The sequence below is a fragment of the Maridesulfovibrio sp. FT414 genome (assembly GCF_050916235.1).
Classification (GTDB): domain Bacteria; phylum Desulfobacterota; class Desulfovibrionia; order Desulfovibrionales; family Desulfovibrionaceae; genus Maridesulfovibrio.
In genome coordinates, this window is the sequence record NZ_CP104854.1 from 676,253 (window position 1) to 700,000 (window position 23,748).

22 protein-coding genes and 2 rRNA genes (1 of these 24 running past the window's edge) are annotated in these 23,748 nt (G+C 51.7%); 8 read left to right on the top strand and 16 right to left on the bottom strand.

Going from position 1 to position 23,748, the window contains the following annotated elements; genetic code table 11:
- Positions 1-47 precede the first annotated feature (47 nt).
- The 3 genes from N7E73_RS03050 to N7E73_RS03060 all read right to left on the bottom strand — a co-directional run bounded on the left by N7E73_RS03050 (position 48) and on the right by N7E73_RS03060 (position 2,520).
- A complete protein-coding gene (locus N7E73_RS03050; protein ID WP_432737484.1) occupies positions 48-1,400 on the bottom strand; it encodes a phosphatidylserine decarboxylase family protein in 1,353 nt (450 codons plus the stop codon).
- A gap of 183 nt (positions 1,401-1,583) precedes the next feature.
- Positions 1,584-2,078: a hypothetical protein gene (locus N7E73_RS03055; RefSeq protein ID WP_432737485.1), complete on the bottom strand. Its 495-nt coding sequence runs from the start codon at positions 2,076-2,078 to the stop codon at positions 1,584-1,586.
- Between the two features lie 46 nt (positions 2,079-2,124).
- The gene (locus N7E73_RS03060) at positions 2,125-2,520 is read right to left on the bottom strand and encodes a rhodanese-like domain-containing protein (protein ID WP_432737486.1); all 396 of its coding nucleotides are present in this window, start codon (positions 2,518-2,520) and stop codon (positions 2,125-2,127) included.
- 156 nt (positions 2,521-2,676) lie between these two features.
- Here N7E73_RS03060 and N7E73_RS03065 point away from each other — a divergent pair, with 156 nt between their 5' ends.
- The 6 genes from N7E73_RS03065 to N7E73_RS03090 all read left to right on the top strand — a co-directional run bounded on the left by N7E73_RS03065 (position 2,677) and on the right by N7E73_RS03090 (position 8,785).
- The gene (locus N7E73_RS03065; protein WP_432737488.1) at positions 2,677-3,588 is read left to right on the top strand and encodes a LysR family transcriptional regulator; all 912 of its coding nucleotides are present in this window, start codon (positions 2,677-2,679) and stop codon (positions 3,586-3,588) included.
- A 98-nt stretch (positions 3,589-3,686) separates the two neighbouring features.
- Positions 3,687-4,478 carry a LytR/AlgR family response regulator transcription factor gene (locus N7E73_RS03070; protein WP_432737489.1) on the top strand — a complete coding sequence of 264 codons (792 nt, stop codon included), beginning with the start codon at positions 3,687-3,689 and terminating at the stop codon, positions 4,476-4,478.
- A 158-nt stretch (positions 4,479-4,636) separates the two neighbouring features.
- The gene (locus N7E73_RS03075) at positions 4,637-6,373 is read left to right on the top strand and encodes a LytS/YhcK type 5TM receptor domain-containing protein (RefSeq protein WP_432737490.1); all 1,737 of its coding nucleotides are present in this window, start codon (positions 4,637-4,639) and stop codon (positions 6,371-6,373) included.
- A gap of 66 nt (positions 6,374-6,439) precedes the next feature.
- Positions 6,440-6,874, top strand: a complete 435-nt coding sequence (locus tag N7E73_RS03080; RefSeq protein ID WP_432737491.1) for a hypothetical protein — start codon at positions 6,440-6,442, stop codon at positions 6,872-6,874.
- 2 nt (positions 6,875-6,876) lie between these two features.
- The gene (locus tag N7E73_RS03085) at positions 6,877-7,239 is read left to right on the top strand and encodes a hypothetical protein (RefSeq protein ID WP_432737492.1); all 363 of its coding nucleotides are present in this window, start codon (positions 6,877-6,879) and stop codon (positions 7,237-7,239) included.
- Positions 7,240-7,369: 130 nt separating this feature from the next.
- A complete protein-coding gene (locus N7E73_RS03090) occupies positions 7,370-8,785 on the top strand; it encodes a carbon starvation CstA family protein (protein ID WP_432737493.1) in 1,416 nt (471 codons plus the stop codon).
- A 165-nt stretch (positions 8,786-8,950) separates the two neighbouring features.
- On the opposite strand, the gene N7E73_RS03095 is transcribed toward N7E73_RS03090, so the two are convergent.
- From N7E73_RS03095 to atpD, 9 genes are all read right to left on the bottom strand, one after another.
- Entirely contained in the window at positions 8,951-9,811 is an 861-nt protein-coding gene (locus tag N7E73_RS03095; RefSeq protein WP_432737494.1) for a F0F1 ATP synthase subunit gamma, read from the bottom strand.
- Positions 9,798-11,324, bottom strand: coding sequence for a F0F1 ATP synthase subunit alpha (locus tag N7E73_RS03100; RefSeq protein ID WP_432737495.1), 1,527 nt, complete (start codon positions 11,322-11,324; stop codon positions 9,798-9,800). The genes N7E73_RS03095 and N7E73_RS03100 overlap by 14 nt, the downstream gene beginning before the upstream one ends.
- Positions 11,325-11,557: 233 nt before the next feature.
- On the bottom strand, positions 11,558-12,292 hold the full coding sequence (locus N7E73_RS03105; protein ID WP_432737496.1) for an ATPase: 735 nt from the start codon (positions 12,290-12,292) through the stop codon (positions 11,558-11,560).
- A 2-nt stretch (positions 12,293-12,294) separates the two neighbouring features.
- Positions 12,295-12,573, bottom strand: a complete 279-nt coding sequence (locus tag N7E73_RS03110) for a F0F1 ATP synthase subunit C (protein ID WP_432737497.1) — start codon at positions 12,571-12,573, stop codon at positions 12,295-12,297.
- Positions 12,574-12,651: 78 nt separating this feature from the next.
- A complete protein-coding gene (locus tag N7E73_RS03115) occupies positions 12,652-13,320 on the bottom strand; it encodes a F0F1 ATP synthase subunit A (RefSeq protein ID WP_432737498.1) in 669 nt (222 codons plus the stop codon).
- On the bottom strand, positions 13,311-13,631 hold the full coding sequence (locus tag N7E73_RS03120) for an ATP synthase subunit I (protein WP_432737500.1): 321 nt from the start codon (positions 13,629-13,631) through the stop codon (positions 13,311-13,313). Before N7E73_RS03120 ends, N7E73_RS03115 begins: the two co-directional genes overlap by 10 nt.
- Positions 13,615-13,992, bottom strand: a complete 378-nt coding sequence (locus N7E73_RS03125; protein ID WP_432737501.1) for an AtpZ/AtpI family protein — start codon at positions 13,990-13,992, stop codon at positions 13,615-13,617. Before N7E73_RS03125 ends, N7E73_RS03120 begins: the two co-directional genes overlap by 17 nt.
- Positions 13,989-14,369, bottom strand: a complete 381-nt coding sequence (locus N7E73_RS03130; protein WP_432737502.1) for a F0F1 ATP synthase subunit epsilon — start codon at positions 14,367-14,369, stop codon at positions 13,989-13,991. Before N7E73_RS03130 ends, N7E73_RS03125 begins: the two co-directional genes overlap by 4 nt.
- Entirely contained in the window at positions 14,366-15,739 is a 1,374-nt protein-coding gene (gene atpD, locus N7E73_RS03135) for a F0F1 ATP synthase subunit beta (RefSeq protein WP_432737504.1), read from the bottom strand. The genes N7E73_RS03130 and atpD overlap by 4 nt, the downstream gene beginning before the upstream one ends.
- Positions 15,740-16,278: 539 nt before the next feature.
- Here atpD and map point away from each other — a divergent pair.
- Complete coding sequence (map, locus tag N7E73_RS03140) at positions 16,279-17,058, top strand: type I methionyl aminopeptidase (protein ID WP_432737505.1); 780 nt, start codon at positions 16,279-16,281, stop codon at positions 17,056-17,058.
- A gap of 6 nt (positions 17,059-17,064) precedes the next feature.
- Positions 17,065-19,338, top strand: a complete 2,274-nt coding sequence (recQ, locus tag N7E73_RS03145; protein WP_432737507.1) for a DNA helicase RecQ — start codon at positions 17,065-17,067, stop codon at positions 19,336-19,338.
- Between the two features lie 102 nt (positions 19,339-19,440).
- On the opposite strand, the gene N7E73_RS03150 is transcribed toward recQ, so the two are convergent.
- From N7E73_RS03150 to N7E73_RS03165, 4 genes are all read right to left on the bottom strand, one after another.
- Entirely contained in the window at positions 19,441-20,781 is a 1,341-nt protein-coding gene (locus N7E73_RS03150) for a PpnN family nucleotide 5'-monophosphate nucleosidase (RefSeq protein ID WP_432737509.1), read from the bottom strand.
- Positions 20,782-20,866: 85 nt separating this feature from the next.
- A complete protein-coding gene (locus tag N7E73_RS03155) occupies positions 20,867-22,153 on the bottom strand; it encodes a diguanylate cyclase (RefSeq protein WP_432737510.1) in 1,287 nt (428 codons plus the stop codon).
- Between the two features lie 439 nt (positions 22,154-22,592).
- A 5S ribosomal RNA gene (gene rrf, locus N7E73_RS03160) occupies positions 22,593-22,707 on the bottom strand.
- A 95-nt stretch (positions 22,708-22,802) separates the two neighbouring features.
- Positions 22,803-23,748 (bottom strand): 23S ribosomal RNA (locus tag N7E73_RS03165); it runs 1,987 nt beyond the window's last position.

The following is a 23,748-nucleotide window of genomic DNA, read 5'->3' on the forward strand; positions in this document are numbered from 1 at the left end:
CTTTTTACCAAAAGTTTCCCCCTCTGGCCGCCGGAGGCATCCCCAAATTACTTCTTCGTCTTCCTGACGGTTGCCAGCTTTGAGCGAACCGGAATATTGGAAGATTCCAGACCGGGCTTCTGCCCGTGCAGGTCGAAATCAAGTTCCACTCCGGGACGGAAAATCAGTGTGTGGGTTGATCCGCCGAAATGGAACATTCCGAGCTGGTCGCCCTTCTCCACATGCTGCCCTTCGTAAACGGTTATCTCGTTGGACGAAACTTCAGCCATACCTACGTAGAGGATCGCCATCAGGCCGATGTCGGGATTGTCGGCTTCAATGCAGATGAGTCCCCGCGCCGCCACCTGTGTGATGTATCCCTGAGACTCGTTCGGTCCTGACGGGTCAAACCCCATACTCTGGGCCTCGGCATAGTACGAGCCGTCAAGAATCTGCGTTTTCACGATCTTTCCGCTTACCGGGCTGTGCCAACGGTGATAGCTGAGCGCACTCAGGAAGGCCTGATATACGGTTCCGCCTTCAAACTGCCGGGCCAGTTCCTCGTCGCCCAGCATATGGGTTAGGGAATACGGCTGGGCCTTGATCCAGAATTTGTCGCGCAGTTTGACATCGCGCACCAGTCTGTACGGCGCTGATTCACAGGAATTGGCTATAATTGAGTTGTCGCCGGGGGAAGCCACAGGACGACGCCCCTCGCGGAAAACGCGGGTGAAAAAGTCGTCCCAGGATTTAAATCCATAGTATGGCAGCTTGGGATCACAGACAAAATCATCCACGAAGGTAGGCATGGCAGCTTTGGCGTCGCGCCCGAACCAGCCGTTTTCGGGATCATCACTTAGCACGTAGCGCGAGTCAGCCGATCCGAGGAAGACAGCCCACTGGGTGAGAATCTTCTTCAACTGACGGTTTACCATGGGATTCAGGAAGGCAGCAGCTCCGGCAGGAGTTCCCATGGGCCAATCCAGAATGGCATTGATGGGGAAGCCCACAAGACCGGTCTTATTGAATTCCGGTGCCCTGGTAAGAATCGTATTCATGAGCTGAAGCATGTGCCGGTAATCCCTGACCTGCGTTTTACCGGTAGGGTCCTTGTCATAAGGAGGCTTATTGGGTACCTGCTTGAACATCTCGGTAAAAAGCATGAAGAGAACCGGATCATTCTCAATCATATCCTTGAATTCCTGAAGTACCGGCAGAAGCCGGACAGACCCTGCCGCATCACTCTCGCTGATCAGTTCAGACTTCCACTCATCCAATGTTTTCTGATCAGATGGAAGCCATTTACCTACCCTGTATGGAGCGGTCTTTCCTGAATCAGCCTGCGCCGACCATGCTCCAAACACAAGCCCTGCAGCCAGCAGCAAAACCAATACTCCCGTCAACAACACAGTCTTTTTCATATGATCCTCCACGGATTCGTCACTAACTGAACTTTCACACATCTCACTCCAATAAGGCTGTCACACTGCTGAGACAATAAATCATATGTATGTTTTTGAGGAGTTCTTTTTTATGATTTTGCCGAGATTCCAGCATCCGGAGATACAGGGCAATCATCCATCCGGACTTTAAATTCAGTAAATTCAGTCACAAGAGCCATCGTCATTTAGCAATGGCAAGATCCTGTTACCCTCAATCTTAAACAGTCCGCATTCCTTGCCTACAACTAGAATCCCGCCATCCCTATCTATCGTGATACCTGCAGGATGAAAATCCACCCTGACAATCTCTTTGGTCTGTCCCTTGGTAGTAATCATACTGACCACACCATCCTCGGTAACAACAAAGACGTTACGCATCCGGTCTACAGCCAGTGCAACAGGTCTGCCCTGAACCTGCCCGATCATCACCGGTGCAGATGCCGGGGAAAAGCTGTACACGGCACCATCCCGAACAGAGGCCGTATACAGATACCCTTTTCGATCCATGGACAGACCGACCACCCCCTTCAGATGAGACTGGACGGAACTCTGCAAGTTTGCAGTAACAGCGTCGGCAGGGATCACCAGCCCAACTGATGCCGAAACAGTTATGACAAAGACCAATACCAGATACTTCATATAATGGAAAACGGACATTTCAGCCCCCTATTTCATATATTAAATCGGGTGGAAGAAGCATGTTTCAGCATGCACATCCAATCGTGCTGTCGTCATTCACCGCCTTGAGTCCCTCGGTTGCGTAGCCATCTCTTTTCCACCAATCCAGACCTCCCAGCAGCTCCTTGACCTTAAAACCAAGGCGGGCTAGCTTGAGCGCTCCCTTGGTTGAAGCATTGCACCCTATTCCATCGCAGTAAGTGACATACAGACAATCCATCTTCAGATCGCACGTAGAGTTCTCATCCAATTGCCGATGCGGCATATTAATCGCGCCGGGAATATGTTCGCTCATAAATGCTTCACTTGTGCGTGCATCAACTACAACAACATTCATTCCATCGTTAATTGCCTGAAATAAATCGGCCGAGTCTATTTCATATTCAAGCTTTGCTTCGTAAAAATTGATTTGATCTTTCATACTGTCGTCCTCCATGGTTAGATTCATACAATTCCATATGAACAAAAATAACCATTCGACATTCAAAAGAAAAATGAGTTTATTACATGCAATGCATGCAAATAAATCATTATGCCCGGCAGGACCGCTCAGATTATAAGAAAGCTGGAGGATGACATGGAAATAAGACATTTGCGACTTGTAAAAGCAATTATGGAAGAAGGCGGAATAACCAAGGCTACCCGGAAATTACACCTGACCCAGTCGGCTTTAAGCCGTCAACTTCAGGAAGCGGAAATCCAGCTGGGCACAAAAATATTCCTCAGAATAAATCGAAAGCTGATTCCTACAGAAGCAGGTGAAAAACTTCTGAAACTTGCCGATGAGGTAATTGAAAAGATAGAGCAAACAGAACGCAGCATTCGCGAACTGGTCAAGGGCGAAGCAGGAGAAATCCGTATAAGCACGGAATGCTATACAAGCTACCATTGGCTGCCTTCAATCATGCGGCAATTCCAATTGCTATACCCGAATGTAAAACTGCGGATAGTGATGGAAGCCACCCACCAGCCATTGCAGAAGCTTCTCTCTGGAGAGCTGGACATTGCCATCACAACGGACCCGATTCAGGACAGCAATCTGCGCTACATCAAGCTGTTCCAAGATGAAATGTTCGCAATTGTGCCCGCCACTCATAAGCTTGCAAATAAAAAATATCTCACCGCCGAAGACTTTGCCGATCAGAATCTGGTCATACACTCGCTGCCTATGGAAACAGTCTCGGTTCACAGGTTCGTGCTCGCCCCGGCAAATGTAACTCCTGCCGATATTACAGTACTTCCGCTGACGGAAGCAGCCGTGGAAATGGTCCGGGCGGAAATGGGGATTGCCGTAATGTCAGGTTGGGCGCTTAAACCATATCTTAGAACTGAAGGGTTGAAAAAGATACGTCTGGGCACCAAAGGCTTGTTGCGTGACAACTTTGCAGCAGTTCTTAGTGCTAAAGAGTACCCCGGATATTTTGAGCATTTTATTGAATTTCTTAAAAATGAAATTACCATTGGAGACCGCGAAAAAGCGGCTTCATGACCTTCCATCTCCGCAATGCAGGCAGACAGGACTTTACAACCTGTTTTTCCGTCCATACATTCTGAACTTCCAGCTTACACACTAAAGGACCAGCCGCCATGCAAGCACATGATAAGATTCGCACACTTCTGATAGACGACGAAGCCCCTGCTCTAGATGAGCTTGGCTTCCTCCTTTCGGATTTCGACGACATCGAGATCGTTGGTACCGCCGGTTCTGCCAGCAGGGGAATAGAGCTGATCGCCGAGACGGGGCCGGACCTTGTTTTTCTGGATATTCAGATGCCCGGCAAAAACGGATTTCATGTGCTTCAGGAGCTGATGGAACTGCCCGAGCCTCCGCTAGTCATTTTTGCCACAGCGTATGACCAGTACGCTCTGCGTGCTTTTGAAGAGAATGCGGTGGATTACATTCTCAAGCCACTTTCCGCAGAAAGACTGGCCAAGAGCATTGCCCGGGTCCGCTGCCAGCTATACGCAAACTGCGAAGAAAAGGTGGAAATGCCTGACATGAACGCCCTGCTGAAACAGATGGGGCTGGGGCAGAAGGTCCTGCGCATTTCAGTTGAGGCCAATGGCCGCATACTGCTTCTTGAACCCTCCGACGTCATCCTGTGCCGCATGGAAGAACGCAAGATAATGATCCACACAGCAAAAGGAATATTTCCCTGCTACGGGGACAAGACTCTGGACGGGCTGGAGGAACGTCTTGCTGGACAACCGTTTTTCCGCACCAGCCGGGGCGAAATGATCAACCTTACCCATGTGCGGGATTTCGCACCGTGGTTCAACGGCAAATACGTGGTAAGCATGAAATATATCGGCGAGGAAGAGATCATCATCAGCAAAAGCAGGGTCAAATCGTTCCGGGACCGTCTGGGACTGGCCTAATCCGCAGATTGCTGCAAGGTATGCCTCCGGCGGCCCTGCGTGGCCAATTTTGATGCGCTTTGCGCTTTTGATAATCTGATTTCGCCGCCGGCGGCCAAAGGAGCAAGCCCCTTTGGAATCCCTATTGGTTTCAGAAATACATAAACCCTACATATAATATGAATCCAGAAACATTGATTATCACCCTTGCCGAACGGTTCGGTCTGATTGTGGCAGGTTCCTTCCTGCTGCTGACCATCACCCCCATCCACAGGATCGGCTTCCGGCAGGAATACCGGAAGACAAACACTGTCCTCCAGATCCTCATATTCGGAATATTCGGGATTCTGGGAACCTATGGCGGGAATTTCGTATTTCAGTCCGTAGCCAACCTGCGCGCCATGGCAGTCATTACCGGTGGGCTTTTCGGAGGTCCGCTGGTGGGGCTGGGAGCCGGTATCATTGCCGGAGGACACCGCATCCTGATAGACCTTGGAGGTTTCAGCGCAGTTCCCTGCGGACTGGCGACTATGCTTGAAGGTCTGGCGGCAGGTTTGATAGCAACGCGCCTCAGCAACCGCATGGACTGGCGGGCCGCGGCAAGTCTGGCCTTCGTCGGAGAAATCGTGCACATGATCATGGTCCTTTACCTGTCGCACCCCTATGACGAGGCAGTTAAGCTGGTAAAACTCATCGCCATGCCAATGATCATCCTCAACACTTTCGGCGCGGCAATCTTCGCTCAGGTCATCAACATAGTATTCAGGTACGGAACCAAGCAGGATTCGGTAAAGGCCCAACACATACTCGACATCGCCAACCTGACCGTGAGCCACCTGCGCTCAGGACTTACCCTCGACTCGGCGCAGGAAACGGCAAAGATCATCCATGCCCACCTTTCCGCTGCAGCCGTTGCCATCACCGATACCGTAAACGTGCTGGCCCACGTCGGAGCCGGGTCCGATCACCATCTGGCGGGCAAGAAAATCAGGACCGACTCGACCCTGCAGGTCCTTTCCGAGGGTGAACCGATTTTTCTGGATTCCAATAAAAAGATCGGATGCAACCACAAAGGCTGTCCCTTCACCTCGGCGGCAGTGGTTCCACTTCACAAGAACGGACAGGTTGTCGGAACGCTGAAACTGTACGGGACCAGAAGAAACCAGTTGGACCTGCTGTCCTTTGAAATGGCGAAAGGTCTGGCCAACCTGTGCTCCACCCAGCTTGAACTGGAGGAAATCCAGATCAAGGAACAGATGCTCGCCCATGCGGAAATCCGCCGCCTGCAGGCCCAGATCAACCCCCATTTCCTGTTCAACTCGCTTAACACAGTCACCTCCTTCTGCCGGACCAACCCGGACCGGGCCCGGGAACTGCTGCAGGAACTTTCCAAGTACATGCGCAAGAATCTGGACAGCAGCCGGGGTTATGTTCCGCTGCATGAAGAACTGGCCCAACTGCACAGCTACCTGGCCATTGAACAGGCCCGCTTCGGCGAGCGGATCAAGGTTGACCTGAAAGTGGAGGAAGAGTGTCTGGAATGGCCCATACCTCCGCTGATCATCCAGCCGCTGGTGGAAAACAGCGTGAAGCACGGCATTCTGGGCAAAGAAGACGGTGGGACAATCTCCATTGAAATCCACTGTGAAAAAGATGAAATGCATGTCAGCATCAGTGATGACGGTGTTGGAATGGACCAAAGCCGTATTGAACGAATCTATGAGCGCAAAAAAATCGACTCCCGCGAGAAAGGAATCGGGGTGCGTAACTGCGTAAGAAGGCTTGAACAGATTTACGGCCCGCAGTACCGGATGGAGATCACAAGTACTCCCGGAGTTGGAACGGTAATCAGATTCAGGATACCCAGACTCAGGGGAACATCACAGGTACAGGAACTGGCTGTAGATTATTGCTGAGACCTTGATTTAAACTTATGCCTGCCGTAAATTGTGGACAAAAATCCAACCTCCGGACATGAAACAATGAGCAACTGCAAACGATTCTGCCACACGCACATACTGGATTCCTTTGCCGCACGCATTCAGATCCTTTCGGAAACCGTCCACTCCAAATCTCCGACAGGCACCAACCTGCTCTCAACCATCAATACACTGTTTGTGATCAAGAGCCTAAGCAAGATCGTGATCATGAATTTTTCCACGGACTGGCAGGATGCCGCCTGTGACATAAACAGGGACGGGGACTGTGAGAGGGTGCTCGACAAGGCGGTCAGGTTAAGGGATCAGCTGGTGGAAACCCACATGACGCTATGCACACTGGCCTCGCCCTTCGCGCGCTGGGCCGGACGGAGGCTTACAGGTCCTGTTCTGGACTGGAATGATCTGGTCCTCGACCTCTCCATAGCGTCCGACCCGCACATTCAGAGCTCGCTTTCCCAGCTTGAGGAGGTGCTTTAGCCATGCTGCAGCTTCAGGAAACAGAGGCCTACCTGCGTTATGAAAAAAGCTTGCTCAAAAAATACCCACAGGCACAAAAAGACATTGCCAAAGCCAAAAAACTCATCCTCAAAAAACCGGGTAACGGGGTAGTATATCGGGGCCTCAACACTCTCGCCCTTCGCAAAATCAGGGTAGCCATCACCATGCTGCGCATTTCCGCCCGCAAGGGACTCAGGCTTTTCTACTTCTATTCGGAAAAAAAGAACAAGGCAGTTCCCATCTACATCTTCAAGAAAGGTCATCCCCAGACCGAAGGTCAGGTCATGAAACTTTTCAGCCGGGCAGTTGACGAGGTTGTGGCGGAATTGAAGAGTGTGAATTAAGCCCTTCAGCCCCAAAAGTCATTTCAAACACCGAAAACGACACTTCAGACACAAACCGTAGAATCCGGTCCTCATTCCGTGCAACAAGGGCTCATACTTTTTATCAGCTCTAGGAACGGAGGACCTTACAATGCTATTTTTCTTTGCCTGTGTGGCAGCACTTATCGTCGGTTATCTGATTTACGGTAAATTCGTGGACAACGTTTTTGCCCCGGACGCAAACCGCACCACCCCCGCATACGCCATGCGCGATGACGTGGACTACATGCCCATGCCCATGTGGAAGCTCATGTTCATCCAGGTGCTGGACATCGCCGGAATCGGCCCCATCTTCGGCCCCATCCTCGGTGCGCTTTACGGACCTGTGGCACTTATCTGGATCGTTATCGGCTGTATCTTCGCCGGTGCGGTTCACGACTATTTCAGCGGAATGCTCTCCCTGCGCAACAACGGGGCATCCGTACCCGAACTGGTCGGTGAATATCTCGGCATGTCCGCCCGTCAGGTTATGCGCGTGTTCGCTTTCGTACTGCTCATGCTGGTCGGTGTAGTATTCGTACTTTCCCCCGCCAAACTGCTCACCGGCCTGACCGGAATCAACACCGGCATCCTCGTGGCCTGCATCTTCGGATACTACTTCCTGGCAACAATTCTTCCCATCGATAAACTCATCGGCAAGCTCTACCCCCTGTTCGGCGCACTGCTGCTGGTCATGACCATCGCCCTTGCCGCCGCCCTGATGTTCAGCGGGCACCCGATTCTTCCCAACCTCGACTTCACTGTTAACACCAGCCCCACAGGCAAACCCATCTGGCCCCTGCTCTTCATCACCCTGTCCTGCGGCGCAATCAGCGGCTTCCACGCCACCCAGTCCCCGCTTATGGCCCGCTGCGTGAAAAACGAAAGAGAAGGACGCCCCGTATTCTACGGCGCAATGATCATCGAAGGCATCATCGGCCTGATCTGGTGTACCATCGGCCTTTCCTTCTACGATTCCCCTGAAGCCCTTAACGCAGTAATCGCTGCCGGTTCTCCTTCCGCAGTAGTTTCTGAAGTGGCAAACACCCTGCTCGGCCCCATCGGCGGCATATTCGCAATCATCGCAGTCGTAATCCTGCCCATCACCAGTGGCGACACCGCATTCCGCTCCACTCGCCTCATCGTTGCGGAAACATTCAAGATGGATCAGGGCCCCGCAATCAAGCGCCTCATGATCGCAGTTCCCTTGTTCGCCCTTGGTTACGTGATCTCCACCCAGAACTTCTCCGCAATCTGGAGATACTTCGGATTCTCCAACCAGTGCCTGTCCATGCTGGTTCTCTGGACCTCCGCAGTATACCTCGCTCAGAAAGGCAAGTTCCACTGGATTGCATCCATCCCCGCAACCTTCATGACCGCGGTTGTTGCAACCTTCATCAGCCAGGCTGAAATCGGTTTCGGACTCGATATGAACATCTCAATCCTGATCGGCATAGCCGCCGCAATTGCCGCAATTGCAATCTTCCTCGTGAAGTTCGTGCAGCCCAAGGCCGCTCAGGAAGTATAAATATCACTCCTAAAAAAGAATCACATACCACCCACAGCAAAAAGCCCGTCTGCGTCAGCAGGCGGGCTTTTTCGTTGAAAAAGACACATAAATCGTACTACCATGGCACCAATTATCAACAAACTCTGAAATCGACTTAGAAAACGCCAATCCTTAACGGCTGCGTCACCCCCCCACAACAGCCTCCACCCCGGCGACTATGTCCAGCAGTTCCCCGGTGATGGTCCCCTGACGGGTGTTGCGGTACTCGGACTCAAGCAACTCGACATGCTCGATGATATTCTTCTCGGCCACCTGCATGGCGGCAAGCCTTGCACTGTTTTCCGCGGCCAAAGACTGGACTATGGCCCCGTACACTGAAATATAAAGGTGTTCTCGAAAAAGGCTTGAAAAGAGACTTTCCGGCGGAACATTGATCATGGGCAGGGAACGCCCTTCCCATGCGGAATTACTGCTCCGTTTTTCTAGGGGAAACACATGGTTCACTGAGACCTTATCGCCATCGGTCACATGCAGGTTGCCGACAATGCTGAAACCGGTCATCCCGTGCCCGGCCCTCCAAGCCTCAAGCTTGCGCTCTATTTCATCAACAACCGTATCAACGCCTCGCAGGCTTCCGGGCACACGAAAATTCTGCTCAACCGTCACGCCAGCATCCTCGAGTGCCCCCTGTATGCGCTCCCCGCAGGTCCAGCAGGAAACAATGCGGCCACCCGCGGAAAGTTCCTCAATGGCACGCAGAGTCCGGTTTCTGGCGGCCTCATTGAACTGCCCGCACATGCCCTGATCCGAGCCAATGGCAAGCACCACAGCCGTCCCTGTACGCGGACCGCGCGGCAGAATACCGGCATTGCGGAAAAAGACCGTCCAGCCCTGCTCGACCACCTCGGCGTACTCTCCGACTCCCTTTGCAGCATTCTCAAAATGCCGGATATTGACCGCGGCAAGGGCCTTCATGGTCTTGACCACCGACAGCAGATCGCCGGTTGTTGCTATCTTTCGGCGTACGGCCTCAAGCTGCTGCATTTGCCTCCCTCCACAAGGACATGTGGTGAACTATGGCCTTTTCCAACTCCGCCCAGACTCCGTCCTTCGGTCCGGCTTGAGGCAGTCTTTCCATGGATTCAAAGCCCTCCTCAAGCTTTGTGATCAAATATTCCTGAACCTCACTGATCCGTTCAAGCGGGATGTCATCCAGCAGTCCAAGTGACACGGTCCAGAGTATGACCACCTGCTCAGCTGCGTTCAGCGGAGAAAAACGGTCCTGCTTGAGCAGTTCCCGCACCCGCAGACCGTGTTCAATGCGCTTGCGGGTATCCTGATCAAGCCGGGTTCCGAATCTGGCAAAAGCCTCCAGCTCCTGAAACTGAGAGTAGGTCAGCCGCAGGTCTCCGGAAACCTTTCGGTAAGCCGGGGCCTGTGCCCTTCCGCCCACTCTGGATACGGACTTACCCACATCTATAGCTGGGAGCATGCCTTTCTGAAACAGAACCGGCGACAGGTAAATCTGCCCGTCTGTGATGGAAATAAGGTTGGTAGGAATATAGGCCGAAATGTTCTGGGCCTCGGTCTCCACTATGGGCAGGGCGGTCAGTGTTCCGCCGCCGTGCTCCGGCTTGAGCCTTGTGGAACGTTCCAGCAACCTTGAATGGATGTAAAAAATATCGCCGGGAAAAGCCTCGCGTCCGGGAGGACGGCGCATGAGCAGACTGAGCTGCCGATATGCCTGAGCATGGCGGGTCAGGTCATCGTAAACAATCAGGACATCCTTGCCCTGTTCCATAAAATATTCCGCCATGCTGGTGGCAGCATAAGGAGCAATGTACTGCATCCCCGAAGGAGCATCGCCTTCTACAACCACCACGAACGTATAACTCATGGCCCCGTGAGAACGCAGGGTGTCGATTACCCGCGCAACCGAAGCACTGCGCTGACCGATGGCACAATACACGCAGACCACATCCCCCTTCTTCTGGTTCAGGATGATATCAAGCGCAATGGCGGTCTTACCGGTCTGCCGGTCCCCTAGGATGAGTTCACGCTGTCCGCGGCCGATGGGAATCAGGGTATCGATCACCTTGATCCCGCTTGCCATGGGAGTATCAACCGGGGCACGCATAAGAATCGGCGGGGCCTCGGACTCCACAACACGGGTTTCAAATGTCTCAGGATGCGGCCCACCGTCCAAAGGGTTGCCGAGAGGATCAACGATGCGACCCAGCAGGGATTCCCCGACAGGGACACTGAGAACCTGTCCCGACGGAACAGCCTCGTCACCAGCCCTAAGCCCGGTATTGGAGCCGAGAAGCGCCACCCCGATGGAGTCCTCCAACAAGTCCAGTGCCATACCCGGTACTCCGACCCCGAGGGTAATCAACTCCTCTGAACGCACCGAGCCCAGACCCTCTATGCGCGCCACGCCGCGCGCCACGGAAAGAACCCTGCCCACCTCGCGGGATTGCGGGCTGTAGTCCATGTTTTCACGACCTTTTTCCACTGCGCCGAGCGCCTTATCTATATTCTCTGATATGAATCCCATACCGGTCTGCCTCCGGCGGCCCTGAAGGGCTGATTATGATGCGCTTTGCGCTTTAGACGATTTGATTTCGCCTCCGGCGGCCAAAGGAGCTAAGCCCCTTTGGAATCCCTGATACTTTTCATCTTTTCCTTGCATGGACACCGTCTGACAATCACATTTTGACGCATAAATACAGGAGTTCTCTTAATGAGAACATGCTGTTCAAACGAAACACTTCACCAATTACACCCAGTTTACTCAACACGGATCTCATCCAGAATCTTCCGTTCAAGTTCCTCCGTGTAGGAGGCCAGATTCCACTCCCATTTACGGTCCCCGGCGATCAGTTCCATTCCAAGGCCGAGCTTGGGAACATGAAGGAAAACCAGTTCATTCCCCGACGGAAAAAGATCTGCAAGGATTGTTTCCAGCTTATGCCTATGTGCCGGGGTCTGCTCGAATCCCGTGCGGACCAGAATTTCACAGCTTCCGCAATCCATCCCGCTGGCCTCGGTCGCTATTTTGCGGATGAATCCGCCAAGCACAAACTCCTCCAATTCGCTGTCTGCAAGATCCCTGACCATGCGGGCAGCTGTCTTCGCAACCTCATGGACAAGCCGCTTGCGCAGATTCAGGGCTACGGCTTCCTTTTCACGCCCAAGCGCAGCAAGCCACTCGTCACGCATGGTTTCGATTTCGGCACGGGCTGATTCCTCAGCCTGCCTGCGCCACTCCTCAGACTCGGCATGAATGCGGGCCATGACTTCCGCAGCCCGTTCATCCAGCTCTTCGCGCTCGGAATCAAGCCTTACCGATAAGGCCTCGGCTTCGGCACGGGCCGCACGGACCCCGGCCATCTCCGCAGCAACCTGCTCCTTCCGTGCCTGCATGGCATTGACTATCGGGCCGTAAAGAAACAGCTTCAGCAACACCATAAGGACGAAGAAGTTCAGGATCTGAGCAAAGATCGTGAACCAGTCCAACAGCATTATCAGCCTCCGGCCTTTTCAAGGAAATAGGCCCAGAAAGGATTGGCGAAAAGCAATATCATGGCCAGCACGAAGCAGTAGATGGCTGTTGATTCGACCATCGCCATTCCCACAAACAGAAACTTGACGATCGTATTGGTCTCATCCGGCTGCTGGGCAATTGAACTCAATGCCCGCGCGAGAGCCATACCCTCACCAATAGCCGGACCGATGGCCCCGATGCCCATACATATCCCGGCCGAAATTATCGACCCGAAAGCAATCCAACCAAGAGTTTCCATCTTATTCCTCCTTGAAGTTATACGCACTGTTCAAACTGAATCAGGTGGCTCAACCGAGTAAAGCCCGTTAGTAGAACCTTATGAATGAACTTCCAGTCCGGCCGCAATAAAGACCGCAGCCAGCACAGTAAAAATATATGCCTGAACCACACCTATAAGCAGCCCGAGCAACTGCATGATCACAGGTACGAAAAGGGGCATTATCACAAGAAGAATAGCTCCCATCATGGTTCCGCTTAAAATGTTGCCGAACAGGCGGACCGCCAGCGCAAATGTGCGGCTGATTTCGCCGATTATGTTGAACGGCAGCATAAATGGGGAAGGTCTGATGTACCCCTTCAAATAATTGCGCAATCCATTTTCCTTGATGCCGTAGTACGGCACAGAGAAAAACACGATAAGGCTGAAGGCAGTAGTTGTTGAAAGGGATCCCGTAGGAGGCTGGAATCCCGGTATGGCAGAAAGGAGATTGGACAGCAGGATAAATATAAACAATGTCCCCAGAAGGGGCAGGAATTTTTCCGGCCGCTGATTGGTGGCATCCCGTATCTGCGAAAGCAATCCGCCGACCAGAACTTCCAGAATGTTCTGGCTGTCGGGAACGATAGAAGCCGATGTTACGCGCCTTGTCACCAGCCATGAGAACATCACAAGCAGCAACATTACCGCCCATGTAAACAGGATGGTGGCATTCAGCATGATGAATCCGGAGCTGAAATAGATGATATGGTCAGGACTTATTTCCATGTCATCCTCTTCATGGTCAGAAAATCACACATTCCCGCCCCGCTCACCCGAGAAAGCAGGTAAGCCCGCATCAGGTAGAAGCCGACAAACGAAACCATCCAGGCCGGTCCGCCATACTCCATAACCAGTGCGAATCCCCAAAGGGTAACAGCTATACGGCCCAGATAGCTGGCCCAGAAAAACAGCCGGGGGCGTCTGCAATAAGGCAGCACCCGGAGCGTCATCCAGAGTCCGCCGAAGTGCAATCCCGAAAACAGCATCCCAAATCCGAAAGAGGAAAACGCCTTCAGGACGCTATCTGCCGGTATCATCTCGATCTCCCTTGGGTTTCGGGTCCTCGCTTTCCCATTCTTCACGTTCCCTGATGATGCGATTCTTTTCACGGTTCATCCAGATTGCCGCAAAAACACACCCGGTAAACAGGCCGACCCCGAGCATGGTCAGGGTCCAGTTCAACGGTGACGGCCAGCGGCGATCCAGCCAGACCCCGAACAGGCTGCCGAGCACTGTGGGCAGGGCGACAAACCAGCCGACAGATCCCATGTGACCGAACGCGGACCATGTACCGACATCTCCTTTCTGTTCAGCCCTCAGCCTGCGCCGTTCCTTGGAGCCGACAGTCCTGCGGAACTCTTCCGAACCGGATTCGCGTTGACGTCGTTCTGCTGTCACCTCGTTTCCACCTCTATCAGGCTGCGCACGAATCCTGCTTCAAGTCTTGCAACCGCGCTTCTGGCCGACTTGTCTGCCTCCACGGCCTCATCCTGCATACGCTCGACCTCATTCTGCAGCTCCCCCAGCTCACCGGCAACCGCTCCCCGGGAAGAGATGCGTACAGCGTCTCCCTGCTTGACCAGAACCCCGCCGTTAACTGCAAGATAGTTTGGTTCGCCTTCTTCAAAATAGGTCAATATTCCGGGAGCAAGGGTCGAGGCCATATCTATGTGTTTCGGCAGCAGGCAGAAACCGCCTACACTGCTCTCGGCAAGAACCTTGTCCACAATCCGGTCCAGAAACAGCCCCGTGGGCAGCAGGATTTTCAACCTCATTTCCCTACCTCTTCAATAGAACCGATCATGTAGAAGTCACGTTCGGAAGCATCCGGAAACTCATCATTCAGGATACGTTCACATCCGGTAACAGTCTCCTCAAGGGAAACAATGCGCCCGTCCATGCCCGTGAAGTGGCGGGTCGTGTTGAACGGCTGGGTCATAAACCTTTCAAGCTTGCGTGCTCGGGACACGATACTGCGGTCCTCGCGGGAAAGTTCCTCCAGCCCCAGCATGGCAATAATATCCTTGAGATCCTCGTACTGGGCCAGCGTGCGCCTTACCTCGCGGGCCACATCGTAATGCCTCTGCCCCACAATGGCAGGGGAAAGCATCATGGACCGGGATTCCAGCGGATCTACGGCGGGGTAGAAACCTTCCCCAGCGCGTTTGCGGGAAAGGACTATTGATGATGAAAGATGTGAAAAAGTATGGGTTGCCGCAGGGTCAGTGAGGTCGTCGGCAGGAACATAGACAGCCTGAATGGAGGTGATGGCCCCGGAACGGCTAGTGGAAATGCGCTCTTCAAGCTCGGCAAGATCTGATCCCAGCGTCGGCTGATAGCCCATGCGCGAGGGCAGCCGCCCCAGCAATCCCGAGAGTTCCATCCCAGCCTGAATGAAACGGAAGATATTGTCGATCAGCAGCAGGACATCCTTGCCTCTGTCATCGCGAAAATATTCGGCCATGGTAAGTGCTGTGTGCCCGGTACGGAACCTTGCCCCCGGAGGCTCGTTCATCTGGCCGAAAACCATGACCGTGTTTTCCAGAACCCCGGCATCCCCCATCTCACGGTAAAGCTCTTCGCCTTCACGGCAACGTTCGCCGATACCGCAGAAGATGCTTATGCCGCTGTGTGCGCCGACCATGTTGTTGATGAGCTCGGTGATCAGAACGGTCTTGCCGACCCCGGCTCCGCCGAAAAGTCCGGCCTTGCCGCCTTTTTCCAGCGGCATGAGCAGGTCGATGACCTTGATGCCGGTCATGAAAATTTCTTCGGAAACAACGCGCTGCGAGAGTTCAATAGGCTGGTTGTGAATGGAGCGGTATTCCAGCTCCGAAGGCAGCTCACGGCCATCCACAGGTTCCCCGAACACATTGAGAACACGGCCGAGCAGCTCTTCACCCACCGGTGTCTTCAGGGTTTCGCCATCGGAGACAACCTTGTCGCCGCGGGCCAGCCCGCCTGTGGGAGTCATGGCAATAGCGCGCACAGAATTCATGTCCAGATGATCGGCAACCTCCATGGTGACCCTGCGCTCGTTCTGCGAATACATGACTGCAAGCAAGGGTGGTACCTCTTCTTGAAAACGGACATCCACCACACTTCCGCGCACAGAAACAACTTCACCACCATATTTATGTTCCATCAGGCACCACCGCAGGCTCAACAGGTTAACCAGCCACTGAAACAGACCTTATTTAACTTATAGAATACGCAAATGGATATTTTAGTCCAGAAATTTTGAATTGCCCGGATTCAAGGTCCTTTAGTGAGCGCACGCATTCGTGCGCAGGGAATTCACACTACTATTTACCCTCGCTTAACATTCACGCAGGGAATAAATCTTAATCATGGATAAATACCAATGTAGACAATGCGGGTCCGAAATTCCAATGCCCCCCTCAAAGTGTCCGGAATGCGGTCACGCAAACGGCTGTTGCCTAACCGGGGAGACTGGAGGGATCAGCTCCCTTGCCCCCCTGCTCCATACATTGTGGATCAGCATGTGTTCATTCCTGAAGGGTCTGCTGCTGGGGCCGATAATTCTCTTCATCCTGTTCAAGCTTTTTTTCTGAGTGAAACAGCAATCCAGACATATTCCAGTCGGGCTGTTATCGGGTTGACATCCCCACCCTAAATAGTATCCCTAGTCCTTCACGAAACAACTATACGGAGTCCCGATAAATGATCCTGAAAAACAGCAAGCAGATCGACCTCATGCGCGAGGCCGGCCTTCTGCTCTACAAAGCCCACATGATAGCCAGGGAAATGGCTGAACCGGGCGTAACCACAGAAGCAATCAACGCCGAAGTTGAAAAATTCATCATTTCCAACAATGCGGCTCCCCTCTTCAAAGGGGTTCCCGGAAAGGTTCCCTTCCCCGCCGGGTGCTGCATGTCAGTCAATGAAGCTGTTGTCCACGGAATACCCTCCGCACGGAAACTGGAAGATGGAGATATTTTGAGCATTGACATCGGAGTGAAACTCAACGGCTGGTGCTCCGACTGCGCCTGCACTCATGCCATCGGCACAATTGATGACGAGAAACAGAAGCTTCTGGACGTAACGGAAGAGTGCCTGCGCATCGCCATCCGGGATATTCAGCCCGGAGTTAAATGGAGTAAGATCGCTAAAAAAATGGCCACATACGCCCGCCATGAAGGATTCTCCGTTGTGGATACGCTTGTTGGGCACGGCATCGGCGAAGGCCTCTGGGAAGATCCGCAGGTGCCCAACTACCACAGCAAAGTTCTCAAGGATTTCAAACTGAAGCAGGGCCTTGTCATTGCAGTGGAACCCATGATCAATGCCGGAGGCAAATCAACGGAAACACTCAAGGACCACTGGACCATCGTTACCAGAGACCGCAAGCCCTCCGCACACTTCGAACACACCATCGCCGTTACCGCATCCGGAGCCCAGGTACTGACCTGCGGCCCTGACGGTGAAGGCTGGGCCATGTAGCCTGCCATGAGCTTTAACGGTATTGCCGCTGATTATCCGGCCATGAACGCGAACACGCGCACTCCGCTTGATGTCCTGAAACAGACCTACGGATATGATTCCTTCCGGGGCATTCAGGAGCAGGTGATCAGCCGTGTCATGGGTGGCGGCAATGCCGTGGTCTTCATGCCTACAGGCGGCGGCAAGTCTGCCTGTTACCAGATTCCGGCCATACTGCGCTCCGGGGTCGGGATAGTCATATCGCCGCTTATAGCCCTCATGCGCGATCAGGTGGCAGCTTTGCGGCAGATGGGTGTCCGGGCCGCCTGCCTGAACTCTTCGGTACAGCCTTCCGAGGCGAGCCTCATCATCCATGAGCTGCATGCCGGGGATATGGACCTGCTCTACGTAGCCCCGGAAAGGCTCGCTCAGCCCGGATTCATGGACATACTCTCGGGAATCAGGATTTCCCTTGTTGCCATTGACGAAGCCCACTGCGTGGCCCAATGGGGACATGATTTCCGCCCCGACTACATGCGCCTGTCAGAGTTTGCCGAGCGTTTTCCGGACATTCCCCGGCTGGCCCTTACCGCCACCGCTGACGGCCCGACCAGAAACGAGATTCTGCATCGCCTGGGATTCTGCACAGACGATATTTTCGCCACCGGTTTTGACCGTCCCAACATCCGTTATACTGTTGTACCCAAAGAAAACGAAAAGCGGCAGCTCCTGAACTTCATAAAGAACGAGCATTTTGCCCAGTGCGGAATTGTCTACCGCATGAGCCGCAAAAAAGTTGAATCAACAGCCGAATGGCTCTGCAAAAACGGAATCAACGCCCTGCCCTACCACGCCGGCCTGGACAATCAGACCCGGGAAAACAACCAGGCAAGATTCATGGCGGAGGACGGTCTGGTCATGGTCGCGACAATCGCCTTCGGCATGGGTATCGACAAGCCTGACGTGCGTTATGTGGCCCATCTTGACCTTCCCAAGACAATCGAGGCCTACTATCAGGAAACAGGACGCGCAGGCAGGGACGGACTGCCCGCCGAGGCCTGGATGTCCGTCGGTATTCAGGATATCGGCATGCTCAAACGCATGATCCTGTCCGGCAATGCCCCGGATGAACGCAAGGCCCTTGAACTTCGCAAACTGAACGCCCTGCTTGCCTACTGTGAATCTCCGGGATGCCTGCGGCAATCTCTGCTCTCCTACTTCGGAGAGGAACTCGATGACCCCTGCGGCAACTGCTTCACCTGCAGCAATCCGCCCTCTACCTTTGACGGAACCATTGCCGCCCAGAAAGCCCTGTCCAATATTTTTCGCACGGACCAGATGTTCGGTGCCAACTACCTTATCGACATACTTCTCGGCAAAGCGAGCAAGCGCATCTCAAGTTTCGGACACGATGCACTGAGCACATACGGCATAGGCAAGGATTTTACAGAAGATGAGTGGCTTTCCATCCATCGCCAACTTGTTTCGCAAGGGTTACTGGATGTGGACATGGAGGGCTACGGCTCCCTGAAACTTAATGCCAAAAGCTGGCAGGTACTGCGCAAGGAGCGCGCTGTAGCCTTCAGAAAGGACCCGGTGCTGGCAAAAACCAAAGGCAGCCGTACAGACAAAATACGGGCAAAGCTTGTAATTGGCGATGCAAACAGTCCGTCTTTGACTACTTCCGAGGCGCAGGAACTACTTGAAGGACTGCGCAACCTGCGAATGAATCTGGCTCAGGAACAGCATGTCCCGGCCTATGCCATCTTTGCCGACAAGACACTGCTTGAGCTAGCCTGCTACCGGCCCAAAACAACAGGAGAACTGTATGCCGTCAGCGGACTGGGTGATCAGAAAATTTTCCGCTACGGGGCTGCAATAGTTGATCTCCTCGAGAAACATGCAGAAAAATACGGCAGACCGGACGATCTGTTTCCCATCCCACAGGATAAAATCAAATCACCCCCGACAGCCCAGCCAGTTGTCACCGAAACAACCGTTTCAGCATCAGCCATTGAAACCCTCGAAATATTTGAAGACCTTCAGGATGTAGGTAAAGTTGCAAAAGAGCGGGGCATCAAGGAAGCGACCATATACAGCCATCTGACAGCCTGCGTTAAAGCCGGAAAGCTGGATGTTACTGACGTGCTTGATTTCAGCAATTCAGAACTGGAATGCCTGCAGGACACCATCCGCTTCTTTGAAGAAGAGGGCTTGCTTCAGCTGGCGCCTGTTTTCAGCGCCTTGTACGGGAACTATTCATTTGAAACATTGAGACTGATTAAAGCCGGAATCAAATAATAGTCACAGATTCATTGCAGTTGAATGGCTTCTAAAATTTCGCAAATAAAAAAGGCAGTACCGTAAGTACTGCCTTTAAAATGTAGATCAGAAAAGGTTGGCCTACACTATTCTGTACGACGGAGTATTATTCTTACTCGGATGAATCCTGCCCTGATGAGCCAGCTTACGAACGAATTCATCTGTAGCCCGCACAATGGATGCATCTCCCTTGATCAATGGGCGGTCTGCCCCCCAAGAATCAAGCATATCCGGATCCTTAACCGAAAGATGGACAACAGCAGAAAAGAACCTGCGCAGATTGATCAGCAGGGAAAACGGTTCCTGATCCCGCGAAAGATCAAGCTCTTCCATGGACTCGAAAGTGACTTCAAAAGGCTTCTGAATACGCGGATCAAATACAAGATCATCATTCCAGAGATAACGGGTATTCAAATTGCGGGTTTCATGCGCAAGGAAGTTCGCATACGCCCGGGCTGTCCCGACATGGACATTGAAAAGATTATCCAGAGCGTCACCAAAACAGATATTGAGATATTCAACCAACTCCTTGAAGTAGACGCCTCCGCCTTTCTCAACCAGATCGAATTCATAATGGATGTCCTTGTTTTCCGGCATGGAAAGAAGGGCCAGCATGGTCAGAATTTCTTCAATTGTGCCAGCGCCACCAGGGTGAACTTTCCCCCTGTGTGACGCACGAATGAAGGCCTCCATGCGTTCTTCAATGGTCGGGAAGGTCAGCAGCTGTGTAACAAGCTCATTGGGAGCTTCTGCGGCAAGAATCTGTTTTTCGGAAAACCCGATAAAATCGCGCCTGCCGAATCTTTCAAAAGTATTTTGCTTTGCATAGGCAACCTGTGCTCCTTTAAAGGGAGCTTTCATAATGCCTACGCCACACCCGGTTATATTTTCCATGTCGGGCATAAACAGAGCTGTCCAGTAACCGAGTTCTTTTGCAAAATCATATTCATCAAGAGGAACCTGATGCCCGCCCCATGTAAACATTACGAGACCGCGCTCACCACGATACATCAGTCCTGAATGCTCAACAAATTTTTTGATGTTTGAAGAGCGGCAACCATCCCCTTCGCAAGTAAGTTTAGGAGCAAAAATAATATCCCTGATGACCGCAGAAACATGTTCAATGGACTGCCAAATCACATGCCTGCCATCGTAAAGGCAATCCATTGGAACTCTGGAGCAGTACAGGTTTATATGACCATTGACCGGAGCCAGCTCTAGAGTCATATCCTTAAACTTTTCACGAATTTCCCGAGTATCATGAACATTGTTTTTATGAACATTTATGAGCGCGCCAACGATTTCTGTCATCCTGTTCTCAGGAGCATCCAGTCCGGCTGCAAGCTTGTTCAAATCGTCGTCACTAAACGCATTGGAAACTATTCTACGGGTAAGTATTGGAATTTTAAGTTCTGTTTTCATAGGATGGAATGTAATGCAGTCGCTGCAGTATGCAAGCACAAAAATTAGAAAATAATAAAAAGATCAGGTGACAAGAGCAAATGGACTAATATTCGGAAGAGCACACCAGGTTACGTCCACCTTTTTTTGCCTTGTACAGCATATCGTCAGCTATGGAGATCATTTCAGCAAGGGACTCGGACTGAGTACAACAAAGCCCTATACTGACAGTAATTTCGATTTCTTTCTTTCCAACATATATAGTGGATTGTTCTATTTCAGATCGAATCGACTCAAAAATACTTCCTGCCGCACAGAGATCAATGCCTGTACAGAGGATACAAAATTCTTCCCCTCCGTAACGGCAGACAATGTCAGACTTTCGAAATCTTTTTGACAAGGATCGCGCAACCTTCTGGATAACTTCATCCCCCACATTATGTCCATATGTATCATTACAAGATTTGAAGTGATCTATATCAATCATGGCAACGGCAAGATTCGATCCAGTACGACGCTGCTGTTCAAAAAGTTTTTCACCGTATTGGAAGAAAGAGCGTCGATTAAAAATGCCCGTCAGGTAATCGCGATCCGACAAACTTTTAATCATGCTTATATATTCGGCATTTTCAATATTATGTGTAACTCTACAATAAAATTCTTCCGTCAAAAAAGGCTTGTGAATATAGTCATTGGCACCGGCTTTCAAAAAATAGGCTGAGGTAGTGGCGCCGCCAACCCCGGAAAGGCCGATGATAGGCAGCCGTGATTTGGAATATTTTCGTCTTAGTTCTTTTACCAGGGTCAGGCCATCCATTTCGGGCATATAGTGATCGACAATTACAAGACTTACATTTTCATCGTTTTTAATGATAGTTAGAGCTTCACGGCCATGCTTCGCCTCGACTACCTCGAAATTCCACACTTCGAGCAGGCTTCGACACAGATGCCTGCTTGTACTTGAATCATCCACAATAAGTACCTTAGTGGAAATATTTTTTCTTAGCCGATCGACAAGACTAACGACATGATCAATATTACTGAGGTTTTCCTTTGGGACATAGTCAACAATACGCTTTGCCCACATGATGTCGCGTAGATCGTCGCTGACTTCTCCGGTAAAAACTATAGACGGAATATTGTGTGAAACCACAAGGTCAACGATTTCTCCATTCGGAGCATCCGGTAGGTTCAAATCAAGCAAGGCCGCAAAAAATTCGCAATGTGCATTTTCAAGATATTTTTCAGCTTCAGCGTAACTACCGAAAACATTGGACTCAATATCCAGAGATTCGCCTATACGCCGTTTAAGAATTCCTGAAAAAGTCAGACTGTCTTCAACAATTAAGACTTTCAGCGGCTGGGTATGACATTCAGTTATCTTTGCTCTCATATAAAAATCACACACATCTCAGGATGTTACATCAGTTATATTAAAAATGGATTAACGTGCAGCAAAGACATACTATAAATCAGACAAACAGTACACCCTTTCACAGGCAGGATGCCAACTACATCGCAAACAATACATTGTTCACTACATTGATTTGAGAAAATAATTTATAAATTAGGACACACACAAACTTTAGTATAATAACCGTTCATTCTAGAATTGATTTTCCAACATTCAAAACAAGGTTTATCACCGGTAAATTACATCATCTTTTTGTTCTTACAAGATAAAAAATACCAAGAGAGGCCCAATCCCCCAAAAAACAAAAGCCCGCACAACTCCATGAATTGTACGGGCTTTTAAAATTCGGTCGGGCAAACAAATCAGGCAAACAAAAAGGCCCTTGAATGGACAAGGGCCTTTTTTGGAAACAAAAAAGTCCTTGCGACGACCTACTTTCCCACCAGCTACCTGGCAGTATCATCGGCGATGGAGAGCTTAACTTCCGAGTTCGGAATGGGGTCGGGTGTGACCTCTCCTCAATGGTCGCAAGGACAAATATGTTGGTTGGATAATCCAACCGAAATATATGTCAGATAGGGGTCCTTATAACCTTAACCGTTGAGGTTAAAGTTATAGGGAAGAGAAGAAAGATAAGTCGCACGATTTATTAGTACCGGTCAGCTGAATGTGTCACCACACTTACACCTCCGGCCTATCAACCAGGTGGTCTACCTGGAATCTTCAGATGCTGATGCATAGGGAGAACTAATCTCAAGGCAGGCTTCCCGCTTAGATGCTTTCAGCGGTTATCCCTTCCGAACATAGCTACCCTGCTATGCCGCTGGCGCGACAACAGGAACACCAGAGGTTCGTCCACCCCGGTCCTCTCGTACTAGGGGCAGACCCTTTTCAATTCTCCTACGCCCACGGTAGATAGGGACCAAACTGTCTCACGACGTTTTAAACCCAGCTCGCGTACCACTTTAATCGGCGAACAGCCGAACCCTTGGGACCTGCTTCAGCCCCAGGATGTGATGAGCCGACATCGAGGTGCCAAACCGCATCGTCGATGTGAACTCTTGGATGCGATCAGCCTGTTATCCCCGGCGTACCTTTTATCCTATGAGCGATGGCCCTTCCATGCGGGACCACCGGATCACTAAGACCAACTTTCGTTCCTGCTCGACATGTCTGTCTTACAGTCAAGCTCCCTTATGCCTTTGCACTCGACGGCTGGTTTCCAATCAGCCTGAGGGAACCTTTGCAAGCCTCCGTTACTCTTTGGGAGGCGACCGCCCCAGTCAAACTACCCACCAGACACTGTCTCCAAGCCGGATAACGGCGTTGGATTAGAATTCAAGACTATCAAGGGTGGTATTTCAAGGTTGGCTCCACCGACACTGGCGTGCCGGCTTCAAAGCCTCCCACCTATCCTACACATGATAGCCCTAAACCCAATGTCAAGCTATAGTAAAGGTGCACAGGGTCTTTCCGTCTTACCGCGGGTAACCGGCATTTTCACCGGTAATTCAATTTCACTGAGTCTCTGGTTGAGACAGTGGGGAGATCGTTACGCCATTCGTGCAGGTCGG

What these genes read in the sequence shown, in the direction of transcription:
- N7E73_RS03090 (WP_432737493.1), top strand. Translation starts at nt 7,370, where the DNA reads ATGCTATTTTTCTTTGCCTGTGTGGCAGCACTTATCGTCGGTTATCTG.
- recQ (WP_432737507.1), top strand. Translation starts at nt 17,065, where the DNA reads ATGAGCTTTAACGGTATTGCCGCTGATTATCCGGCCATGAACGCGAAC.
- N7E73_RS03155 (WP_432737510.1), bottom strand. Translation starts at nt 22,153, where the DNA reads ATGAGAGCAAAGATAACTGAATGTCATACCCAGCCGCTGAAAGTCTTA.
- N7E73_RS03055 (WP_432737485.1), bottom strand. Translation starts at nt 2,078, where the DNA reads ATGTCCGTTTTCCATTATATGAAGTATCTGGTATTGGTCTTTGTCATA.
- N7E73_RS03130 (WP_432737502.1), bottom strand. Translation starts at nt 14,369, where the DNA reads ATGAGGTTGAAAATCCTGCTGCCCACGGGGCTGTTTCTGGACCGGATT.
- N7E73_RS03060 (WP_432737486.1), bottom strand. Translation starts at nt 2,520, where the DNA reads ATGAAAGATCAAATCAATTTTTACGAAGCAAAGCTTGAATATGAAATA.
- N7E73_RS03100 (WP_432737495.1), bottom strand. Translation starts at nt 11,324, where the DNA reads ATGGGATTCATATCAGAGAATATAGATAAGGCGCTCGGCGCAGTGGAA.
- N7E73_RS03115 (WP_432737498.1), bottom strand. Translation starts at nt 13,320, where the DNA reads ATGGAAATAAGTCCTGACCATATCATCTATTTCAGCTCCGGATTCATC.
- N7E73_RS03075 (WP_432737490.1), top strand. Translation starts at nt 4,637, where the DNA reads ATGAATCCAGAAACATTGATTATCACCCTTGCCGAACGGTTCGGTCTG.
- N7E73_RS03120 (WP_432737500.1), bottom strand. Translation starts at nt 13,631, where the DNA reads ATGATACCGGCAGATAGCGTCCTGAAGGCGTTTTCCTCTTTCGGATTT.
- atpD (WP_432737504.1), bottom strand. Translation starts at nt 15,739, where the DNA reads ATGGAACATAAATATGGTGGTGAAGTTGTTTCTGTGCGCGGAAGTGTG.
- N7E73_RS03065 (WP_432737488.1), top strand. Translation starts at nt 2,677, where the DNA reads ATGGAAATAAGACATTTGCGACTTGTAAAAGCAATTATGGAAGAAGGC.
- N7E73_RS03105 (WP_432737496.1), bottom strand. Translation starts at nt 12,292, where the DNA reads ATGCTGTTGGACTGGTTCACGATCTTTGCTCAGATCCTGAACTTCTTC.
- map (WP_432737505.1), top strand. Translation starts at nt 16,279, where the DNA reads ATGATCCTGAAAAACAGCAAGCAGATCGACCTCATGCGCGAGGCCGGC.
- N7E73_RS03070 (WP_432737489.1), top strand. Translation starts at nt 3,687, where the DNA reads ATGCAAGCACATGATAAGATTCGCACACTTCTGATAGACGACGAAGCC.
- N7E73_RS03095 (WP_432737494.1), bottom strand. Translation starts at nt 9,811, where the DNA reads ATGCAGCAGCTTGAGGCCGTACGCCGAAAGATAGCAACAACCGGCGAT.
- N7E73_RS03150 (WP_432737509.1), bottom strand. Translation starts at nt 20,781, where the DNA reads ATGAAAACAGAACTTAAAATTCCAATACTTACCCGTAGAATAGTTTCC.
- N7E73_RS03110 (WP_432737497.1), bottom strand. Translation starts at nt 12,573, where the DNA reads ATGGAAACTCTTGGTTGGATTGCTTTCGGGTCGATAATTTCGGCCGGG.
- N7E73_RS03085 (WP_432737492.1), top strand. Translation starts at nt 6,877, where the DNA reads ATGCTGCAGCTTCAGGAAACAGAGGCCTACCTGCGTTATGAAAAAAGC.
- N7E73_RS03050 (WP_432737484.1), bottom strand. Translation starts at nt 1,400, where the DNA reads ATGAAAAAGACTGTGTTGTTGACGGGAGTATTGGTTTTGCTGCTGGCT.
- N7E73_RS03080 (WP_432737491.1), top strand. Translation starts at nt 6,440, where the DNA reads ATGAGCAACTGCAAACGATTCTGCCACACGCACATACTGGATTCCTTT.